The sequence below is a fragment of the Epibacterium sp. ABZ3_068 genome (assembly GCF_056159265.1).
The window spans coordinates 1,608,991-1,625,769 of sequence record NZ_JBSWUV010000001.1; the positions used below are offsets into that span (position 1 = coordinate 1,608,991).

Annotated in this window: 16 protein-coding genes; 4 read left to right on the forward strand and 12 right to left on the reverse strand. The window is 57.0% G+C overall.

Annotation, left to right across the window (positions count from 1 at the left end; genetic code table 11):
• Positions 1–40: 40 nt before the first annotated feature.
• Positions 41–1,309, forward strand: coding sequence for a bifunctional folylpolyglutamate synthase/dihydrofolate synthase (locus tag ACXAEW_RS07550; RefSeq protein WP_474940741.1), 1,269 nt, complete (start codon positions 41–43; stop codon positions 1,307–1,309).
• A 171-nt stretch (positions 1,310–1,480) separates the two neighbouring features.
• On the opposite strand, the gene zapE is transcribed toward ACXAEW_RS07550, so the two are convergent.
• Positions 1,481–2,548, reverse strand: a complete 1,068-nt coding sequence (gene zapE / locus ACXAEW_RS07555; protein ID WP_474940742.1) for a cell division protein ZapE — start codon at positions 2,546–2,548, stop codon at positions 1,481–1,483.
• A 159-nt stretch (positions 2,549–2,707) separates the two neighbouring features.
• Here zapE and ACXAEW_RS07560 point away from each other — a divergent pair, with 159 nt between their 5' ends.
• Positions 2,708–3,967: an MFS transporter gene (locus tag ACXAEW_RS07560; protein ID WP_474940743.1), complete on the forward strand. Its 1,260-nt coding sequence runs from the start codon at positions 2,708–2,710 to the stop codon at positions 3,965–3,967.
• Between the two features lie 99 nt (positions 3,968–4,066).
• Here ACXAEW_RS07560 and ACXAEW_RS07565 read toward each other — a convergent pair whose 3' ends face one another.
• Genes ACXAEW_RS07565 through ACXAEW_RS07575 form a run of 3 tightly spaced genes read right to left on the reverse strand, consistent with a single transcriptional unit; the run spans position 4,067 to position 6,622 of the window.
• A complete protein-coding gene (locus tag ACXAEW_RS07565; protein ID WP_474940744.1) occupies positions 4,067–4,999 on the reverse strand; it encodes an ornithine cyclodeaminase family protein in 933 nt (310 codons plus the stop codon).
• The gene (locus ACXAEW_RS07570; RefSeq protein ID WP_474940745.1) at positions 4,996–5,646 is read right to left on the reverse strand and encodes an HAD family hydrolase; all 651 of its coding nucleotides are present in this window, start codon (positions 5,644–5,646) and stop codon (positions 4,996–4,998) included. Before ACXAEW_RS07570 ends, ACXAEW_RS07565 begins: the two co-directional genes overlap by 4 nt.
• A gap of 22 nt (positions 5,647–5,668) precedes the next feature.
• Complete coding sequence (locus ACXAEW_RS07575) at positions 5,669–6,622, reverse strand: DMT family transporter (RefSeq protein WP_474943002.1); 954 nt, start codon at positions 6,620–6,622, stop codon at positions 5,669–5,671.
• A gap of 217 nt (positions 6,623–6,839) precedes the next feature.
• Here ACXAEW_RS07575 and ACXAEW_RS07580 point away from each other — a divergent pair, with 217 nt between their 5' ends.
• On the forward strand, positions 6,840–7,178 hold the full coding sequence (locus ACXAEW_RS07580; RefSeq protein WP_474940746.1) for an NIPSNAP family protein: 339 nt from the start codon (positions 6,840–6,842) through the stop codon (positions 7,176–7,178).
• Here ACXAEW_RS07580 and ACXAEW_RS07585 read toward each other — a convergent pair.
• From ACXAEW_RS07585 to mbfA, 5 genes are all read right to left on the reverse strand, one after another.
• Positions 7,169–7,621 carry a YaiI/YqxD family protein gene (locus ACXAEW_RS07585; protein WP_474940747.1) on the reverse strand — a complete coding sequence of 151 codons (453 nt, stop codon included), beginning with the start codon at positions 7,619–7,621 and terminating at the stop codon, positions 7,169–7,171. The genes ACXAEW_RS07580 and ACXAEW_RS07585 overlap by 10 nt on opposite strands.
• Positions 7,618–9,117: a Si-specific NAD(P)(+) transhydrogenase gene (sthA, locus tag ACXAEW_RS07590; protein WP_474940748.1), complete on the reverse strand. Its 1,500-nt coding sequence runs from the start codon at positions 9,115–9,117 to the stop codon at positions 7,618–7,620. The genes ACXAEW_RS07585 and sthA overlap by 4 nt, the downstream gene beginning before the upstream one ends.
• Before the next feature lie 16 nt (positions 9,118–9,133).
• On the reverse strand, positions 9,134–9,967 hold the full coding sequence (fghA, locus tag ACXAEW_RS07595) for an S-formylglutathione hydrolase (protein WP_474940749.1): 834 nt from the start codon (positions 9,965–9,967) through the stop codon (positions 9,134–9,136).
• A gap of 119 nt (positions 9,968–10,086) precedes the next feature.
• Positions 10,087–11,016, reverse strand: coding sequence for an AEC family transporter (locus ACXAEW_RS07600; protein ID WP_474940750.1), 930 nt, complete (start codon positions 11,014–11,016; stop codon positions 10,087–10,089).
• 317 nt (positions 11,017–11,333) lie between these two features.
• Positions 11,334–12,308 (reverse strand): iron exporter MbfA, encoded by a 975-nt coding sequence (gene mbfA, locus ACXAEW_RS07605; RefSeq protein ID WP_474940751.1) that lies wholly within the window; start codon positions 12,306–12,308, stop codon positions 11,334–11,336.
• A gap of 132 nt (positions 12,309–12,440) precedes the next feature.
• On the opposite strand from mbfA, the gene ACXAEW_RS07610 reads away from it, so the two are divergent.
• On the forward strand, positions 12,441–13,097 hold the full coding sequence (locus ACXAEW_RS07610; RefSeq protein ID WP_474940752.1) for a TetR/AcrR family transcriptional regulator: 657 nt from the start codon (positions 12,441–12,443) through the stop codon (positions 13,095–13,097).
• Between the two features lie 214 nt (positions 13,098–13,311).
• Here the strand turns inward: ACXAEW_RS07610 and ACXAEW_RS07615 are convergent, their stop codons facing one another.
• Genes ACXAEW_RS07615 through ACXAEW_RS07625 form a run of 3 tightly spaced genes read right to left on the reverse strand, consistent with a single transcriptional unit; the run spans position 13,312 to position 16,663 of the window.
• The gene (locus ACXAEW_RS07615) at positions 13,312–15,291 is read right to left on the reverse strand and encodes a HAMP domain-containing sensor histidine kinase (protein ID WP_474940753.1); all 1,980 of its coding nucleotides are present in this window, start codon (positions 15,289–15,291) and stop codon (positions 13,312–13,314) included.
• Entirely contained in the window at positions 15,276–16,136 is an 861-nt protein-coding gene (locus ACXAEW_RS07620) for a phosphate/phosphite/phosphonate ABC transporter substrate-binding protein (protein WP_474940754.1), read from the reverse strand. The genes ACXAEW_RS07615 and ACXAEW_RS07620 overlap by 16 nt, the downstream gene beginning before the upstream one ends.
• Positions 16,133–16,663, reverse strand: a complete 531-nt coding sequence (locus ACXAEW_RS07625) for a response regulator (protein WP_474940755.1) — start codon at positions 16,661–16,663, stop codon at positions 16,133–16,135. Before ACXAEW_RS07625 ends, ACXAEW_RS07620 begins: the two co-directional genes overlap by 4 nt.
• Positions 16,664–16,779 lie beyond the last annotated feature (116 nt).

Sequence of the window (16,779 nt, forward strand, 5' to 3'; positions counted from 1 at the left end):
CTGTTTTTCCGGCGGGCTTTTTCATAAGAGAGCGATCCCGATGACCAAGACCTCTGATGACATTCTGGCCCAGATGATGGCGCTGCATCCCAAGATCATTGATCTGACGCTGGATCGTGTCTGGCGTCTGCTGAAGGCTTTGGACAATCCACAGGATAAGTTGCCGCCAGTGATCCATATTGCTGGCACCAACGGTAAGGGCTCCACCCAAGCAATGCTGCGCGCTGGCCTGGAAGGTTGGGGGAAATCGGTACACGCCTATACGTCACCGCATCTGGCGCGGTTTCACGAACGTATCCGGCTGGCGGGCGATTTGATCTCTGAAACGCAGCTGATTGAGATCCTGGACGAGTGCTATGCCAGAAATGGCGGCGAAAACATTACCTATTTCGAGATTACAACCGTGGCCGGGCTTTTGGCCTTTGCCCGGACCCAGGCGGATTACACGCTGCTGGAGGTTGGTCTGGGTGGTCGGCTTGACGCGACCAATGTGGTGAGGCCCGAGGTTTCGGTGATCACTCCGGTTTCCATAGATCACGAGCAGTTTCTGGGGGATACGCTGGCAAAAATTGCCGCGGAAAAGGCGGGGATCATAAAACGTGGCGTGCCGGTTGTGGTTGGCCCACAGGCGGAAGACGCGCTGGAGGTGATCGAAGATGTGGCGATGCGACTTGGCGCGCCAGTGATCGCCTATGGTCAGCACTGGCATGTCTGGGAAGAGCGCGGACGTCTGATCTTCCAGGATGAATGCGGTTTGTTGGATCTGCCGCTGCCCGCACTGTTGGGTGCGCATCAGATTCAGAACGCAGGGGCGGCGCTGGCGGTGCTGCGCCACTTGGGGGCGGATGAAGCAGCCTGTGAGGCAGCGCTGCGGGATGCGGTTTGGCCTGCACGGATGCAACGGTTGAAAGAGGGCCCGCTGATCGCCGCGGCGGGCCGGGCCGAGCTCTGGTTGGATGGCGGGCATAACGCGGCGGCAGGGCTGGCGCTGGCTGAGGTGCTGGCTGGTCTGCCCAAACGTCCCACCCATCTGATTTGCGGCATGCTCAACACCAAGGATGTGAGCGGCTATATGCGCCCCTTGGCAAAGCAGTCGACAACGCTCACGGCTGTTTCGATCCCGGATGAGATCAACACGCTGAGTGCAGAAGAAACAAAAGCGGCAGCAGAGAGTGTAGGCCTGCAGGCAACAACAGCCGCATCCGTACAAGAGGCGCTGGACCGCATTGTTGCAGCTGAGCCTGATGCACGCGTGTTGATCTGTGGATCGCTTTACCTTGCGGGTCATATCCTGCGGGAAAACGGATAAGCTGATCCGGCGCCGCAAGATCTCCCGCCCGTCTTCGATCTGAAGATCTCATCCCGTTGGGCCAAGCGCCGCTGACGCGGCGCAGGCGCGCTTGGCTGTTGGTCTTTCACCTTTGGGAAATACTTCGGGGTGAATTGGCCGCGAGGCCAAGAGGGGCAGAGCCCCTGCGTCTTAAACTTTGCCCCAGTCCTTGTCCTGCATCTCTCGCAAGCGGCTGGCGGTGCGTTCAAATTCAAACACACCTTCCCCTTCCAGATATAGAAACTCCGGCTCTGCCGCAGCAGAACAAATGAGCCGAACCTGTGCCTCGTACAAAGCGTCAATCAATGTCACGAACCGTTTGGCTTCGTTAAAGTTGCTGCGGCTGAGGCTCGGGATGTCTTCAAGGATCAGTACCTTTACCTCTTTGGCGATTTCGAGGTAATCCCCTGGCCCAAGCATTTTGCCGCAAAGGTCAAAGAACCGCGCCCGTGCCACCCCGTTGCGGAAGGCCGGAAGCTCGACAATCCGGCCCTTGACTTCCAGCTCCAGCGGTCCGGCAGGCCCACCTGCCAGATCCTCCCAGATTGACTGGATCTGCGCTCGAGCATTGGCATCAACAGGTGAGAAATAGACCTGGGAACCGGTCAGACGGTCCTGGCGGTAGTCCGTCGGTGAGACCATTTCCCAGACTTCCATCTTGTCCTTGATCAGGTCGATAAAGGGCAGGAACAGCTGGCGGTTCAGACCGTCCTTGTAGAGGTCGTCGGGCACCCGGTTTGACGTTGTTACCACGGTCACGCCCGCCTCAAACAGAGCCTCAAACAGACGGCCTACGATCATCGCATCGGTAATGTCGGTGATCTGCATCTCATCAAAGGCCAGGAGCCGCACGGATTGCGCAACCTCACGTGCCACAGGTGCCAGCGCATCTGCGGTGTTCTTTTGGCGGGCATCGTGCATCTTGGCGTGTATTTCCTGCATAAACGCATGGAAATGCACCCGGCGGCACGGAATACCACCCAGGCTTCCGACAAATAGATCCATCAACATGGATTTGCCACGTCCAACACCGCCCCACAGGTACAGGCCTTTAACCGCCTGGACTTGAGGTTTGCGAAACAGACCCCGTTTGACCGGTTCGGCCCGCAGGCCTTCACCAATGCGGTCGAATTCCGGGATTACAGCGGTTTGCGCGGAATCGGCGCGGATTTCATCTGCGTCGATCTTTGCCTGATAAAGAGCGTGTAGCGTGGTCATGGGCAGAAGCCTTAACGTCTGAAATGCGCAGTGAAAAGCGCTGCGAGACCAGGTTATTTAATGTTGCATCAAAAAAAGTGAACATGTTGTGCATTTTTCATGATTTGACCCACGGCCAAGGCCCGTTACGCTTCGCGTGCCCTCCAGAAAGGATTTTTAATGTCCCAGCAGCTTGCCCGGTCGCCCACGATGCCCCTGTTCACGCCTGTTCTGATGGTGGGCTGTGTTATCATTATGGTGAGCTTTGCGGTCCGGGCTTCCTTTGGCGTGTTTCAGATCCCGATTGCGGAGGAATTCGGTTGGGCGCGGGCCGAATTCTCTTTGGCCATTGCGTTTCAGAATCTGGCCTGGGGGATTGGTCAGCCGATCTTTGGCGCGTTGGCCGAACGGATTGGCGACCGCAAGGCGATCATTATTGGGGCAATCGTCTATGCCATTGGCCTGGTGCTGAGCGCCGGCGCGACAACGCCGGGCGAAATGCAAGCTTATGAGTGGCTGGTCGGCTTTGGTGTGGCCGGTACGGGTTTTGGTGTGGTACTTGCGGTGGTTGGGCGGGCCAGCTCGGACGAAAACCGCTCCATGTCGCTGGCGATTGTGACAGCTGCAGGCTCCGCAGGGCAGATCGTCGGCGCTCCGACGGCAGAGTGGCTGTTGTCGTTTCTCAGCTGGCAGATGGTCTTTGTGATCTTTGCGGGCACGGTTCTGGCTTTGATCCTGACATTGCCATTGATGCGTGCCCCCGCAATGGCCAGCAAGGCAGAGCTGGAAGAGAGCATGGGAACGATCTTGCGCAAGGCAATGAAGGATCCAAGCTACACGCTGATCTTCCTTGGGTTTTTCAGCTGCGGTTACCAGCTGGCCTTTATCACCGCGCATTTTCCAGCGTTTGTGACTGAGATGTGCGGCCCGATTGTACCAGGGAGCTTGCTGCATGGTCTGGGTGTCACCTCAACCTCTGCCCTTGGGGCGGTGTCGATTGCGCTGATCGGAGCAGCCAATGTGGGCGGCACGCTGATGGCGGGCTGGGCCGGGAAGAGATTCACCAAGAAATACCTGCTGGCGGGTATCTACCTTGCGCGAACCATAGTGGCCGGGGGCTTTATTTTGATGCCTATTACCCCCCTGTCCGTGATTGTGTTTTCAGTCCTTATGGGCGCGCTTTGGCTGGCGACAGTGCCGCTGACTTCGGGTTTGATCGCGCATATCTACGGGCTGCGCTATATGGGAACCCTTTATGGGATTGTCTTTTTCAGTCACCAGCTGGGAGGGTTCTTGGGCGTTTGGCTGGGCGGGCGGATGTATGACACCTATGGCGACTACACCTTTGTCTGGTGGATTGGCGTGGCGGTTGGGGCCTTTAGCGCCATCGTGCACCTACCGGTCAAAGAGCGCCCTTTGCGACAAGTCGTCCCCGCCTGACCTTTGGGCGCCTGCGCCGCGTCAGCGGCGCTTGGCCCAACGGGAGCGGGACAATCCGTGGATTGCCCCGAGACGGGCGGGAGAGCTTCGCCTTCGTTGTCACGTTTGGGCTTTGTCTCCCTGATGGTTCCAAAGGTCCAGAACATGGCGCGCGGTCATCAGATCCAGATGGGCACCGCCTCCGTTTTTGAACAAGGTGATCACATCTGGATCAAACCGAGGAAAAATCTCCAATCCGTAGAAATCCGCCAGCACGTCTTCACGTTGGATGGCACCGCTTGCCAATGGGATCATAAACTCGCCAATATGATCCAAAGTGGTGTCAAAACTGTCAGTAAAGATCTGTGCACGCGTCAGGGCAGTGTCGTCTGCCTCGCGCATGTCAGAACGATAGGCCCCGATCATATTCAGATGCTGGCCGGGGCGCAGCCATTCGCCTTTGATCACCGGATTTGAAGACATGGTGCAGGTCAATATAATGTCTGCAGCACGTACTGCCGTTTCCAGATCCGGCGCAACATGTGTTTCAGGGTATTCCCTGCACAGGGCCTCAGCCTTTAAAATTGTGCGATTCCAGATGCGGATCTGCGCGGCCGGGTAACAGCTGGAAAACGCCTCAACCAGTGATGCGGCGACTGTTCCGGCGCCCACAATCAGGATTTCACGCGCGTCTGGATCTGCAAGGCGCAGCGCGCCCAACAGGCTGTCACCTGCGGTCTTCCACTTGGTCACCAGATGGAAATCCACCAGCGCCTCCGGCATTCCTGTCTGATCCGCATAGAGCATGACCGCACCGTTGATCATCGGCTGGCCCCGGTCCGGGTTGCCCGGGAAGATATTGGCCGTTTTGACCGCCATACCCAGCCCGTCAATCCAGGCGGCCCGGCTCAGCATCGTGTCATTTCCCCGGTAAAGGAAGGTATCGCCAATCTCTGCCTTCGGATGTTTGTGCCCTGCTGCCAGGGCCTCAGCGAAGACTTTCCAGTCCAACAGGCGTTCGCCTTCTTCATATCCGATGCTTGGCAATGTCATACTGCGTCCTCGCGTGTCAAAAGCCCTTCCGCCACCAGACGGTCTGCCCAACCCTGTGGTGTTGTAAACAGATGGGTGTGCCACCCCCTGGCTGAGGCGGCTTCGATGTTTTCGGGGCGGTCATCGGCAAAGATAAGCTCGGTGCCTGTGTAGCCGCTGCCCTCCTCCAGATGCTGATAGATCTGGGCATCCGGTTTGATACATTTCAGATTTCCCGAGACATAAGTCTGATCAAACAACGCGAGGAACTCATATTCACGCGAAGCGATCTCAAAGGTTTCCACACCAAAGTTGGTCAGGGCCAGAACTGGCACTCCCTTTGCTTTGAGCGCGCGCAACAGCCGTTCCGAATGCGGGATCCGGGGCGAGGCCATGTCCAGCCAGTGATCATGCCACCAGCGGATCTCATCCTGCCAATTGGGGTGCTTCTCGGCAAGGGCATAGATCGTTTCCCTGAAGGGGTAGCCGCGGTCGACGTCCAGATTGGCCGCGTGTAGCGGTACCTCATCGAACAACGCGGTACGGCGGTCGACACCGATTTTTGCGTCATAGAATGCTTCGGGTTCCCAATTGATCAACACACGGCCAAGGTCAAATACAACAGCTTTGATAGAAGTTTCGGAAGTTTCGGAAGTCTCGGAAGTCACGATAAAATCCTTTGTAAATGTGTCAGGTGGCGCGGGGTCTTGGTCGGCTGGGAGGAATGTTCTTGCGGGTTTCTCGCCAGACCGAAACAAGGCCAGCCCCGATGATCAAGCCGGAACCGATCCAGACCGGAAGATCGGGCCATTCCTGGAACACCAGAACGCCCCAAAGCGTTGCCAGGGGCAGGGCTATGTATTCAAACGGGGCGACCAGCCCGGCCTCTGCCGTTTTATAGGCGTGGCTGATCAGAAACCCGCCAACCGAGCCCGCAAGCCCCGCGATAATGAACAAGGGCCATTCCGTGTCCGTGGGCCAGGACCAGGCGCGCAAGAGGAAATCAGCAATCGGTGCATCGCCGCTTGCCCAACGACCGTCCCCGAACCATAGGCCTGCCAGTGTGCTCACCAGAAGGAACCCACACATAGGGTAAAAGGACAGGGCGACGGTTGCATCTGTGCGCCCGATCCTGCGAGACAGAACGTGCATCCCGGCATAACCACAGGCCCCGACCAGCGGCAAAACAGCAGCCCATTGAAAACTGTCTCCGCCAGGGCGCATGATGATCAGAACACCCAAGAAGCCGATGCCTACGGCCCCCCAACGCCAGGCGCCAACATGTTCCCGTAAAAACACCACCGACAAGATCGTAACAATCAGGGGCGTGGAAAATCCGATGGCCACAGCTTCTGCCAACGGCAGCAGCGCCAGGCCCGAAAAGAACGTGATATTGGCAAACAAGACCATGCAGCTGCGCAAAATCTGCAATCCGGGCTGCGCGGTTCCCAGATTGCGATACCCTCCCATCAACGGTGTCAGCACACACAGCAAAAGCGCCAAGGCGACGGCCGTGCGGATAAAGACAACCTCATAAAGTGGATAATCTGATGACAGGAATTTGAACACCACATCAATGACCGAGAAACAGGCCGCACCGCCGATGGCTGCGGAAATGCCACTGATCTTGGCTCTATTGGTCATGCTCTGCATTAGCGCTCTCCTCTCTCGCTTGTGGCGCAAGCCGGGGAGAGAGGCAAACCTAATAAATCGTCGATACAATTTTCCCGCCTTGGGCCGCGTATCCAATGCAGGCACCCGGATCACAGAAAGCGAAGGGTGTTTGCACAGATTGTCATTTTCCAATTGCGAAATGCCGATTTAGCTTGGGGTGGCAGTCTCCGTTTGGGAAAGGCCAGCGATGATCACCTGTTACATCACCTATGAGATTGACCCGGAAAAACTCGCCGAATTCGAGGTCTATGCCAAAGCCTGGATCCCGCTGGTCGCGCGGTTTGGTGGCACGCATTTGGGGTATTTCCTGCCACATGAAAGCGCCAGTGATCTGGCAGTGGCCTTGTTCAACTTCCCCTCGCTTGCAGCCTATGAGGCCTATCGGAAGGCAAGCCAGGAGGATGCGGATTGTCAGGCGGCTTTTGCCTATGCCACGGGGCACAAGATCATCCGGCGCTATGACCGTCAGTTTCTGCGCCCGGTCCTGGATGGGGATCTGGAGAGCCTATTGGCAGATCAAGGCTGAGCGGCGCGCAGCTCACGTTCCAGTGCGTCCAGAAAGCGAGAGCGATCTGCTTTGGTAAACCCTTTGCCACCGCCCTGCATGCCCAGGGGATTTGCAGCCCGCAGATCGGCCATCAGGTCGCGCATGGCCAGCTGCTGACCGATATTGGCCTGCGTAAACCGTTCACCATTGTGGCGCAGAACCCGTGCACCTGCTTCGATACATTTGGCCGCCAGCGGGATGTCACCGGTGACCACCACATCGCCTGTTCCGCAGCGTTCAGCGATCCATTTATCCGCCTCATCCGCGCCTTCCGAGACGATAACATTTTCCACCAGAGGATTTTGCGAGGGGCGCAGACCGCCGTTGGAAACAACGAACATACGCATTTTGTGGCGTGTGGCGACACGCTCTGCCTCGGCCTTGACCGGGCAGGCGTCCGCATCAATGTAGAGCGCGCTCACTCGGCGGCCTTTGGGGTATCGGTGTCGCGGTTCGTCGGCTTTTCAGGGGGCTTCTTGGCCGCTTTCTTGGGCTTTCCCGCCGATGGCACTTTGTACTCTTCCGGGATTGGCATCCGGTTGAATGCATCAAGACCTGCAATCTTATAGGCTTCGGCCAAGGTGGGATAATTGAACGTGTTCTGCACAAAGTAATCCACGGTGCCCTGCAGGTTCAAAACCGCCTGGGCGATATGGATCAGCTCAGTTGCGCCCTCGCCGACGATCTGGACGCCCAGCACCCGGCGGGTTTTGAGGGAGAACAGCATTTTCAGCATGCCGTGTTCCAGGCCCATGATATGCCCGCGTGAGGTCTCGCGGAAGCGGGCGATACCGACTTCATAGGGCACGCCGCGCTCTTTCAGCTCTTCCTCTGACATGCCACAGGTGGACATTTCCGGAACGGAATAGATGCCATAGGGGTACCAGGGGCTTTCGGGAACGGTTGGCGTTTCCAACGCGTGGCAGGCGGCAACCCGGCCCTGTTGCAAGGAGGTAGAGGCGAGCGACGGGTGCCCGATCACATCGCCGGTGGCATAGATATGGCCCACTTTAGTCTGGTAAGTCTTGCGCTCTACCGCCAGACGACCGCGGTGGTCGGTTTCTAGCCCCACGGCGCCGAGGTTCAGACGGTCGGTATTGCCCATCCGACCAGCCGCAAACAACAGCATCTCGCCCCGGATGTGGCGACCGTTTTCCAGCGTGACTTCGATATGGCTGCCTTCGTCTTCGATCTTTTCGATGGCAGACCCCAGGCGCAGATCGACGCCGTTTTCGCGGATCTGATGGGTGAATTCCTGGATCAGGGTGCGGTCGATGAAATCAAGGAAGGTATCGCGGGGTTCGATCAGCGTGACGCGCACATCCAGCGCCGAGAACATGGTGGCATATTCCACGCCGATCACCCCGGCGCCTACCACGATCAATGAACGCGGGATTTCTTCCATCTCAAGGAATTCATCGCCGTCCAGAACAGTCTTGCCGTTAAAGGGCACATACTCGGGGCGATAGGTGCGGGTTCCGGTGGCGATCAGGAACTTCTCACCCGTCACGCGGGTGGTGTCGCCGGCCTCGATCTCGACCTCGACCTCGTTCGGGCCGATAAAATGCGCCATGCCCGCCAGGGTTTCCACGTGGTTTCGGTTGAACTGGTGCTCCAGCACGTCAACTTCGTAGTCCAGGGTCATATGCAGGCGCGCTTTCAGATCATCGGCTTTGATCTGATCTTTGACCCGGTAGGAGCGGCCATAGAAACTGCGCTCCCGCCAGCCGGTCAGATTCAAAACCGTTTCCCGCAGGGTCTTTGACGGAATGGTGCCGGTATGGACAGAGACGCCCCCCAACCGGTCCTTGCGGTCGATCACCAGCACCCGGCGTTTCAGCTTGGCAGCCTGGATCGCCGCTGTTCGGCCCGAGGGGCCGGAACCAATGACAATCAGATCATAGTCAAAGTCACTCATGTTTCAGGGCTCCTGGTTAGCTGTTGTAAAGCGCGTCGGCATGGAAGGCGACGTGCTCTTCGATGAAGGTGGAGACAAAGAAATAACTGTGGTCATAACCGGGCTGCAAACGCAGAGTGGCCTGTTGGCGGCGTGAATTCACCGCTTCTGCCAGCGCTTCAGGTTTCAGCAGATCCAGGAACTGATCCTCGGTCCCGGTATCGATCAGGATGGGACCGTTGAAACCACCTTCGCGCATCATCAATGTAGCGTCATGTTTGGCCCAGGCTGCTTTGTCCTCGCCCAGATAGGCACTGAGCTGCTTTTTGCCCCAATCGCTGGCGCTGGGATTGGAAATCGGCGCAAAGGCCGAAACCGATTTGAACCGGCCCGGCAAGCCCATCGCCAGGGTCAGCGCACCATGGCCGCCCATCGAATGGCCGGTGATGGCCTGACGATTGAGGTCAATTGCAAATTTCTCCCCCAGAAGGGCAGGCAGTTCTTCGGCAATATAGGTCCACATCTGGAAATGCGGCGCCCAGGGTTCCTGCGTGGCGTTGACATAGAACCCAGCCCCTTGGCCCAGATCATAAGCCTCGTCATCGGCGACGCTCTCACCACGTGGGGAGGTGTCGGGGAAGACAATTGCAATGCCCTGTTCCGCGCACCAGGCTTGGGCACCGGATTTGGTCATGGCGTTTTCATGGGTGCAGGTGAGGCCCGACAGATACCACAGGATCGGCACAGGGCCATCGGCGGCTTCTTCGGGCAGGAAAAGGCCAAAGGTCATGTTGCCCTCGGTTGCCGTGCTCTTGTGACGATAGACGCCTTGGGTGCCGCCAAAACACTTGTTTTCAGAAAGGGTTTCCATGAATCGTCTCCTACCTTGGTGTCATACCGCTATCGGGCCAGAGCCGACCCGTCCAGCGCGTGGACGCCAGCCAAAGCTGTTTTCGCGCCAATTGCTTTCTTTTATCTGAAACTTTGGCGTTAAAACGTGGAAACCCAGGCGATCACCGCAGGTAAGCTCAGGATTGACGCCACGGTCGAGAGGAAGATGGCAGCTGATGCACGCTGCGGCGCTACGCCGTAGTGCTGGGCCAGCATATAGACATTGCCTGCCACCGGCAGCGCAGAAGAAGCGATAGCAATCTGTGCGGGGTAGGTTGCCACCGGAAAAAGCCACAACGCACAGAACGCAACGCAGGCCGGGTGGATCACCAATTTACCAAAGCTGAGCCAGGCGGCGACCTGGAACCGTTCGGCGGATTTGATAGCCAGCGAGGCGCCAATGGCAAAAAGAGCACCTGGTGTGGCGGCACCCGACAGGATTGTCAGAAACTCATTCATCGGTGCGGGCACCGGGATTTCCCAAGCGGACCACAGAAGGCCAGCTGTAATGGAGAGGATCATAGGGTTGGCAATCAACCCTTTGACGGCCAACCAGAGCGCTGCCGGACGCAGGCCGTGGCCGCGGCCAAGGTTGATCAAGATGACAATCAGGGAGGAGAATATCACCAGATCGATCGCCAAGATCAACATCATGGGGCCGACGGAGGCTTCGCCAAAGAGAATTGCCATCATCGGCAATCCCAGAAACCCGGTGTTGCCGATTACCATACATTGCGCCTCAACCGCCGTAGTTGGCCCATCTTGTCGACGCCAGCGCGCAACAGCCATGGCAAGGACATAGGCAGCGGCAGATCCAAGAAGATAAGCCCAGAAGAGATCAGGATTGAAAATTTCTCCCAACGTCAGATTTGCGGCAAAGCGAAAGATCATTGCCGACAGGGGAAAGAAAAATACAAAGCGCGTCAGGGCTGCGGTTGCTGAAGGAGATAAAAAACCGGTCCGCCCGGCTCCAAAGCCGAGTCCGATGATGGCAAAGAAAGGCAGGGTTCTGAAGAAAATTTCAATCATTTGCCGTAGTCGTAACGAGGAATATTGACGCAGCAAAGGAAGATTTGAAACTGGTCAGGAAGTTTTACCAGTGTTGCGGATTTGATAGCCAAATGCTCCCGCCCGTCGCCAGATCACCCGTGTGATCTGCTCCCGTTGGGCGTTGCCCTGCGCCTTTGAAAGGCGCAGGGCGGTTGCGTTCTGTCTTTACGTTGCACCCATCGCAACCGCGCCGCGCCAAAGGCGCGGCGCTTGGCCCAACAGAGCAGGGTCAGGCTTTGACTGAACCGAAGCTGGCGGGAGTGCCTGTGTGTCCGCTATATTGCGGCGCTTCAGGCTCAACCGCTGCCGATCAACGCACCGGCGCCCAGAACCAATGCCCCACCAAGCACCACCTGAAGCGTTGCCCGCCAAAACGGCGTTTCCATATAGCGATTCTGAATCCATGCAATCGCCCAAAGCTCCACAAACACCACCAAAAATGCCAGAATGGTTGCGGTCCAGAAGTCGGGAATCAAATAGGGCAGCGCATGTCCAAGGCCGCCGACGGTTGTCATCACGCCTGATGCAAGGCCACGTTTAAAGGGGGAACCGCGTCCAGACAGTTGCCCGTCGTCCGAGGCAGCTTCGGTGAACCCCATGGAAATGCCTGCCCCAACCGAGGCGGCAATCCCAACCAGAAATGTGGTCCATGTATCCTGTGTCGCAAAGGCCGTGGCAAATATTGGGGCAAGCGTCGAAACAGACCCGTCCATTAATCCTGCAAGCCCTGGTTGGACCCAGGTCAGGATGAATTGCCTGTGATTGGTCGCATCCTCGTCTTCACGCGCTTCCTGTGAAAGATGTGTCCGCTCAAGGTCTGTGCCGCGGTGACTGTGATCCGCTTCTGCCGCGGCCAGGTCTCCCAGTAAACGCCGTGTCTCGGCGTCTTGGCTGCGTTGCGCGGCCACGTTGTAGAAACGTTCTGCACCCTGTTCCATTTTGTGCATCTGGTCGCGCATTTGACCGGGGCTCAGTGCTTTGTTCAGCCACACTGGGGAGCGGTCATAAAAACCCCTGACGTGCTCTCGCCGAAGCAGTGGGATGGCGTCGCCAAATCGCTTTTGGTGCAGCGCAATCAACCGACGTCTATGTTCATCTTCCTCTTCGGCCATCGCGCGAAACATATTGGCCGTTGCGGGATAATCCGCCGCCGTTTCGGCCGCAAAGCTGCGGTAGACGCGTGCGTCGTCTTCCTCTGAGGAAATGGCGAGCGCCAGGATTTCCTGTTCGGTCAGAGACGAAAAGGGTTTTCGTTGCCGCCAATAATGCATCTTACGCCTCTCTTTTTAGAATAATTCTAAACTAACAATTGAGAAGGCATTTACAAGAAAAATTGAACTCGGTTGTTCAGACCCCACCCGATGACTTAGATTAAGCAGGCACAGATGAAGATGGGAGAGGCGATGACCGCTGACAACGGCCAGCCGCAGTTGGAAAAACAGACCGCGACGATTCAGCGAACAGGGCGCAAATTCGACCAGGTTCTGGAGGGCGCGCGAAAGCTGTTTATGTCCAACGGGTTCGAGCGAACCAGTGTGGACGATATCGCGCGTGAAGCCTCGGTTTCCAAAGCGACACTTTACAGCTATTTCCCGGACAAAAGACTGCTGTTCAGCGAGGTCGTGCGGACGGAATGTCAGCGCCAGAGTGATATTGCTGGTGCGCCTTTGCCGCCGGGGTACCCACCGAGCAAGGTGCTGTATTCCATCGCGCGGCAGGTCATTGCCTCCTACACGTCAGAGATTTCACAGCAGATGTTTCGCGTTTGTGTCTCCGAGGCCAGCCGGTTTCCAGAGCTGGGGGAGCTCTTTTATCACAGTGGCCCAATGTCGATTCGCAATGAAGTGCGCGGGTATCTGACGTCAGCAACCAAAGCGGGCCTTCTCAACGTGGAGGATTTTGATACGGCTGCGGATCAGTTTGTGGAACTGTGCAAAGCAAATCTATTGCTGCGTGCAGTTTTCCTGAACGAACGTGATTTTCCCGAGGAGGATTTTCACCGTATCGCGTCAGCTGCGGTCGAGCTGTTTCTGGCGCGTTTTGGATGCGAGGACAGCTGACCCCTCCAGTTTGCTTCAATGCATACGGGTGTCTGGATACCAGCCCTCGCATAGGTTTAACTGGGTGTTCAAGCCAAGACCTAAGGGTGCCGGAAAGACCAAGGGGCGGTTTCGAACGCATGTGTCGCGCACCCGAAACCGCCCCCAAATGAGCGCTCCTTATGTCGGTAGGGCTGCAAAACATCTGAGTTGCAACCTGCCGTCTTTCTGCAACTCAGGCTGCCGGCAGGTTCACATCCTCCAAATCATGCGCCGCGTCCGGGAGGCTGATCCGGAAACAGGCACCTCCGTCTTCGTTGGTGGCCGAGATCGTGCCGGACATATCACGGATCGTGCCGAAGCTGATTGAGAGCCCCAGACCAGTGCCTTTTCCAGGCCCTTTCGTGGTGAAAAACGGTTCAAAAAGCTTGTCCAACACATCTTCGGGAATGCCGCCGCCGGTGTCACGGACTTCGATCACATGGCCCTGATCGGTGGCAAAGTCAGCTGTAATCGAAATCTCTCCCTTGCCGACCTCACTTGCCTCTATGGCATCTCGGGCATTGCTGATCAGGTTAAGAAGAACCTGCTCGAATATGACTTTTTCCCCCAGAACAATTGCGGATGTTTCGGGGAGGTTCAGTTTTAGAGAAATATCCAAGGTGTGCAGCTGGGTGCGTGCCAGAGCCGACATCTCTTGCAAGCTGTCGCGCAGATCAAACGGCTGGCTCACGCCTTCAGCTTTTCGGCCGAAGATCCGCATGTGATTGATGATCTGCGAGGCCCGTTCGGTCTGTTCGCCGATCCGGATCAGTTTGCCGCGAAGATACTCAAGGTCCGCCTTGTCTTTATCTATGCGTTTAACGCACGTCGTGGAGGCCATGCGGATCACGCCCAGGGGCTGGTTCAGTTCGTGGGCAACTCCCGTGGCCATTTCACCCAGGGTTGCCAGCTTCGAGGCATGGATCAATTGATGTTCTGAATGTCGCAAGTCGGTGATGTCCTTGGCTGACAGAACAGTCCCAATGCCCTCAACATAAGATTGAACGGTCAGGTGGATGCGATCGGGAGCGCGGCGGATTTCGCGCGGAACACCATGGGCGCGGCGAATTTGTTGTTCCAACCACGTGGCAGGATCGTCAACGGCCGGAAAGGCGGACTGATCAAGTCCCGTTTCCAGGAAATGGCGCAAGGTGAAATCATCAGGCAAGGCGGCCAGGATGTCTTTGTTGAAATCGCGGAAGGCTGCATTCAGGAACAGAACCTGGCCCTCTTCTCCAAAAATGGCGACCTGTTCTTCAACCTGATCAAAAGCCGAGATCAATTGCTGCTGTTCCTGACGGGCCAGTTCGATGGCTTGCATGGCATTCTGGAAGACCACGGTGGCCCGGGCCATATCGCCGATTTCATCCGGGCGGTCGGTGTCCGGCACTTCGATTGTCTCCCGTTGTTGCGAGATATCGCGCAGGCAGCCGACGAGCACCTCGACACGGGCGCGTTTGGCCAAAAGCTCGTCTTGTTGATCCTGCAGAATGCGGCGGTCACGGGCCAGGGTCCGGGCCATGTGGTTGAAACACTTTGCGGTATCGGCCAATTCATCGCGACCTTTGACCTCGATTTGGCTATTCAGATTGCCGCGCGCAATATCAAGCGCACCTTCGCGCAGCCACAACAGTTGCTTTGTCAAAACCGTACCCAGTCCAAAGCCGAACACCGCAACCAAAGACATGCCGATGATCGCGATCAGGATATTCCAATACAGAGCCTGTGCCAGTTCTTTTTCCACTGCCAGTGTCGAGAGGCCAAGTTGGATGGTACCAAAATCGACACCTTCCACCTGAATGGGCAGATCAATGTCAATCACATGATCGCTGCGCGCATCGTCAAAGCTCATGTCGCGGACAAAAGGCGCTTCAAGTGCTGATTCAGCACCGCCTTGTGAAAGCACCATACCCGTAGGGCTGATGACCCGCAGATAGGTCAGCTCTTCGCTGGAGACCGCTGTGCTGATCGTTGCATCCAGGGTTGCAAGGTCGGTTGCGATCACCGCATCGGCAATAGTATTGGCAAACACACGTGTGGTGGCCTCGGCCCGTTGGTACAGTTGCGTTGCGGCTGATCCGCCAAGTGCAAATTGGTTGATGGCAATGAGAACCGCCATGACCGTGAGTTCGATCAAGGCAATTCCGAGGACGGTTTTCAGCCGGAAGGACATGCGATCTCTCCTTCATGTTTGATACCCGTCTCGTCTCTTTCCATCCCAAGCGCGCGGACATCATCCCAGTCAGAATCTTGGGCTGAAACAAACCCCTTCATACCGATACCCTGAACCAGATCCGGGTGGGAGGAGGCCATGCTCATGAGCGCGGCCTGGATCGTTTGCACCAGGTCGGCCTCAACACTGCCGTGAACGGCTATAGCATGGGGCGTGAAATCATCGGTTTCGTATATGATGCGCAGTTGCGCCCGCAACTCTGGATCCAGCGCATTCCAGGTGCGTGTAACCCCGCCGCCCGCTGCCATCAGCCCTGCCGCGACGGCCCGGTAAACGCTGTCGTGGGATTTAACGTATGAGGGCGTAAAGGAGATGTTGCCCTGCTGCAAAGACGCCCGGTTGAGAATGCTTGCCCCAAAGGCGCCGGGTGACGGAAAGGCGATGTTCTGACCATCCAGACTTGAGATCTCCGTGAAGTCCGAATCTACGCGCGCCACCATTACGCCTTTCAGCCGCTTTCCCTCCTGATGAGCGATCGCGCGATAGGCGGCTTCGCTTGAGAAGATCGCGTAGTGCATTGGGTTCATATAGGCAAAGTCAAAGGCGCCAGCAGCCAGGCAGGCTTCAAAAGTCGGAATGTCCTTGGTTGTGCGAAAGCGGAAGGTGGTGCCGGTCTGGCGGCTCAGTTCGTCCAGAAACGGGGTCCACATGCGGGCAAGGCGACTCGCGGATTGCTGCGGTACGATGCCAAATGTCAATTGCGCCCCGGCGGGTGGCGTTTCTGCCAGGGCCGGTGTGGTCAACGTCACGCAAATGGCTGTAATCGATGCCAGTAGCTTTCTCATGCCGCATCTCCGTTTGACTGAAGGTTGGAAGTGTGGACTTCCTTGGTGATACGCTGAACTTTCTTGAGCAGGTCTTCACCTGTTTCGGCCATGGCTGGGGGCGCAGCTGCGGTGCCGGTCCTTTCTGCCCCGACGCGTACCGCTGCAATCAGCTGGTCGGGATCAAGAGGTTTGGATAGAAAGTCGACTGCACCCGTCTGCTGAGTAGACTTTTGCGCCGAAGGATCGCCGCTCAGAACCACAAAGCTCAGCTCGCGTTCCGGGAACCGGGCCTTTGCCCGCGACATCAGCTGGAAGCCGTTGGACGTGTCGCCCGAAGGGTCGACAAAGTGAACATCCGTCACCACGACGGAAATGTGGGGGTACCATTCCAGCACTTCGAGGGCCATATCGACGCTATCGGCGATGATGGCGTTCCAGCCCTCCAGATCCACAATGTCCTGCAGTTCTTCGAGGGCATCCTTATCATCATCCACAACAAGAACAGTGAGTGTTGGGGTGGCTTCGTTTTGTGTATCAAAAGTCATCTTTAACTCCATCCATGTGAACGTCTCCGTTTCACCTTGAGTTAAGTATGCAACTGCACACAATGGAATTGTCGCTCTTATATCCCTATGAATTTACTATCTATATCCGGAAGGTT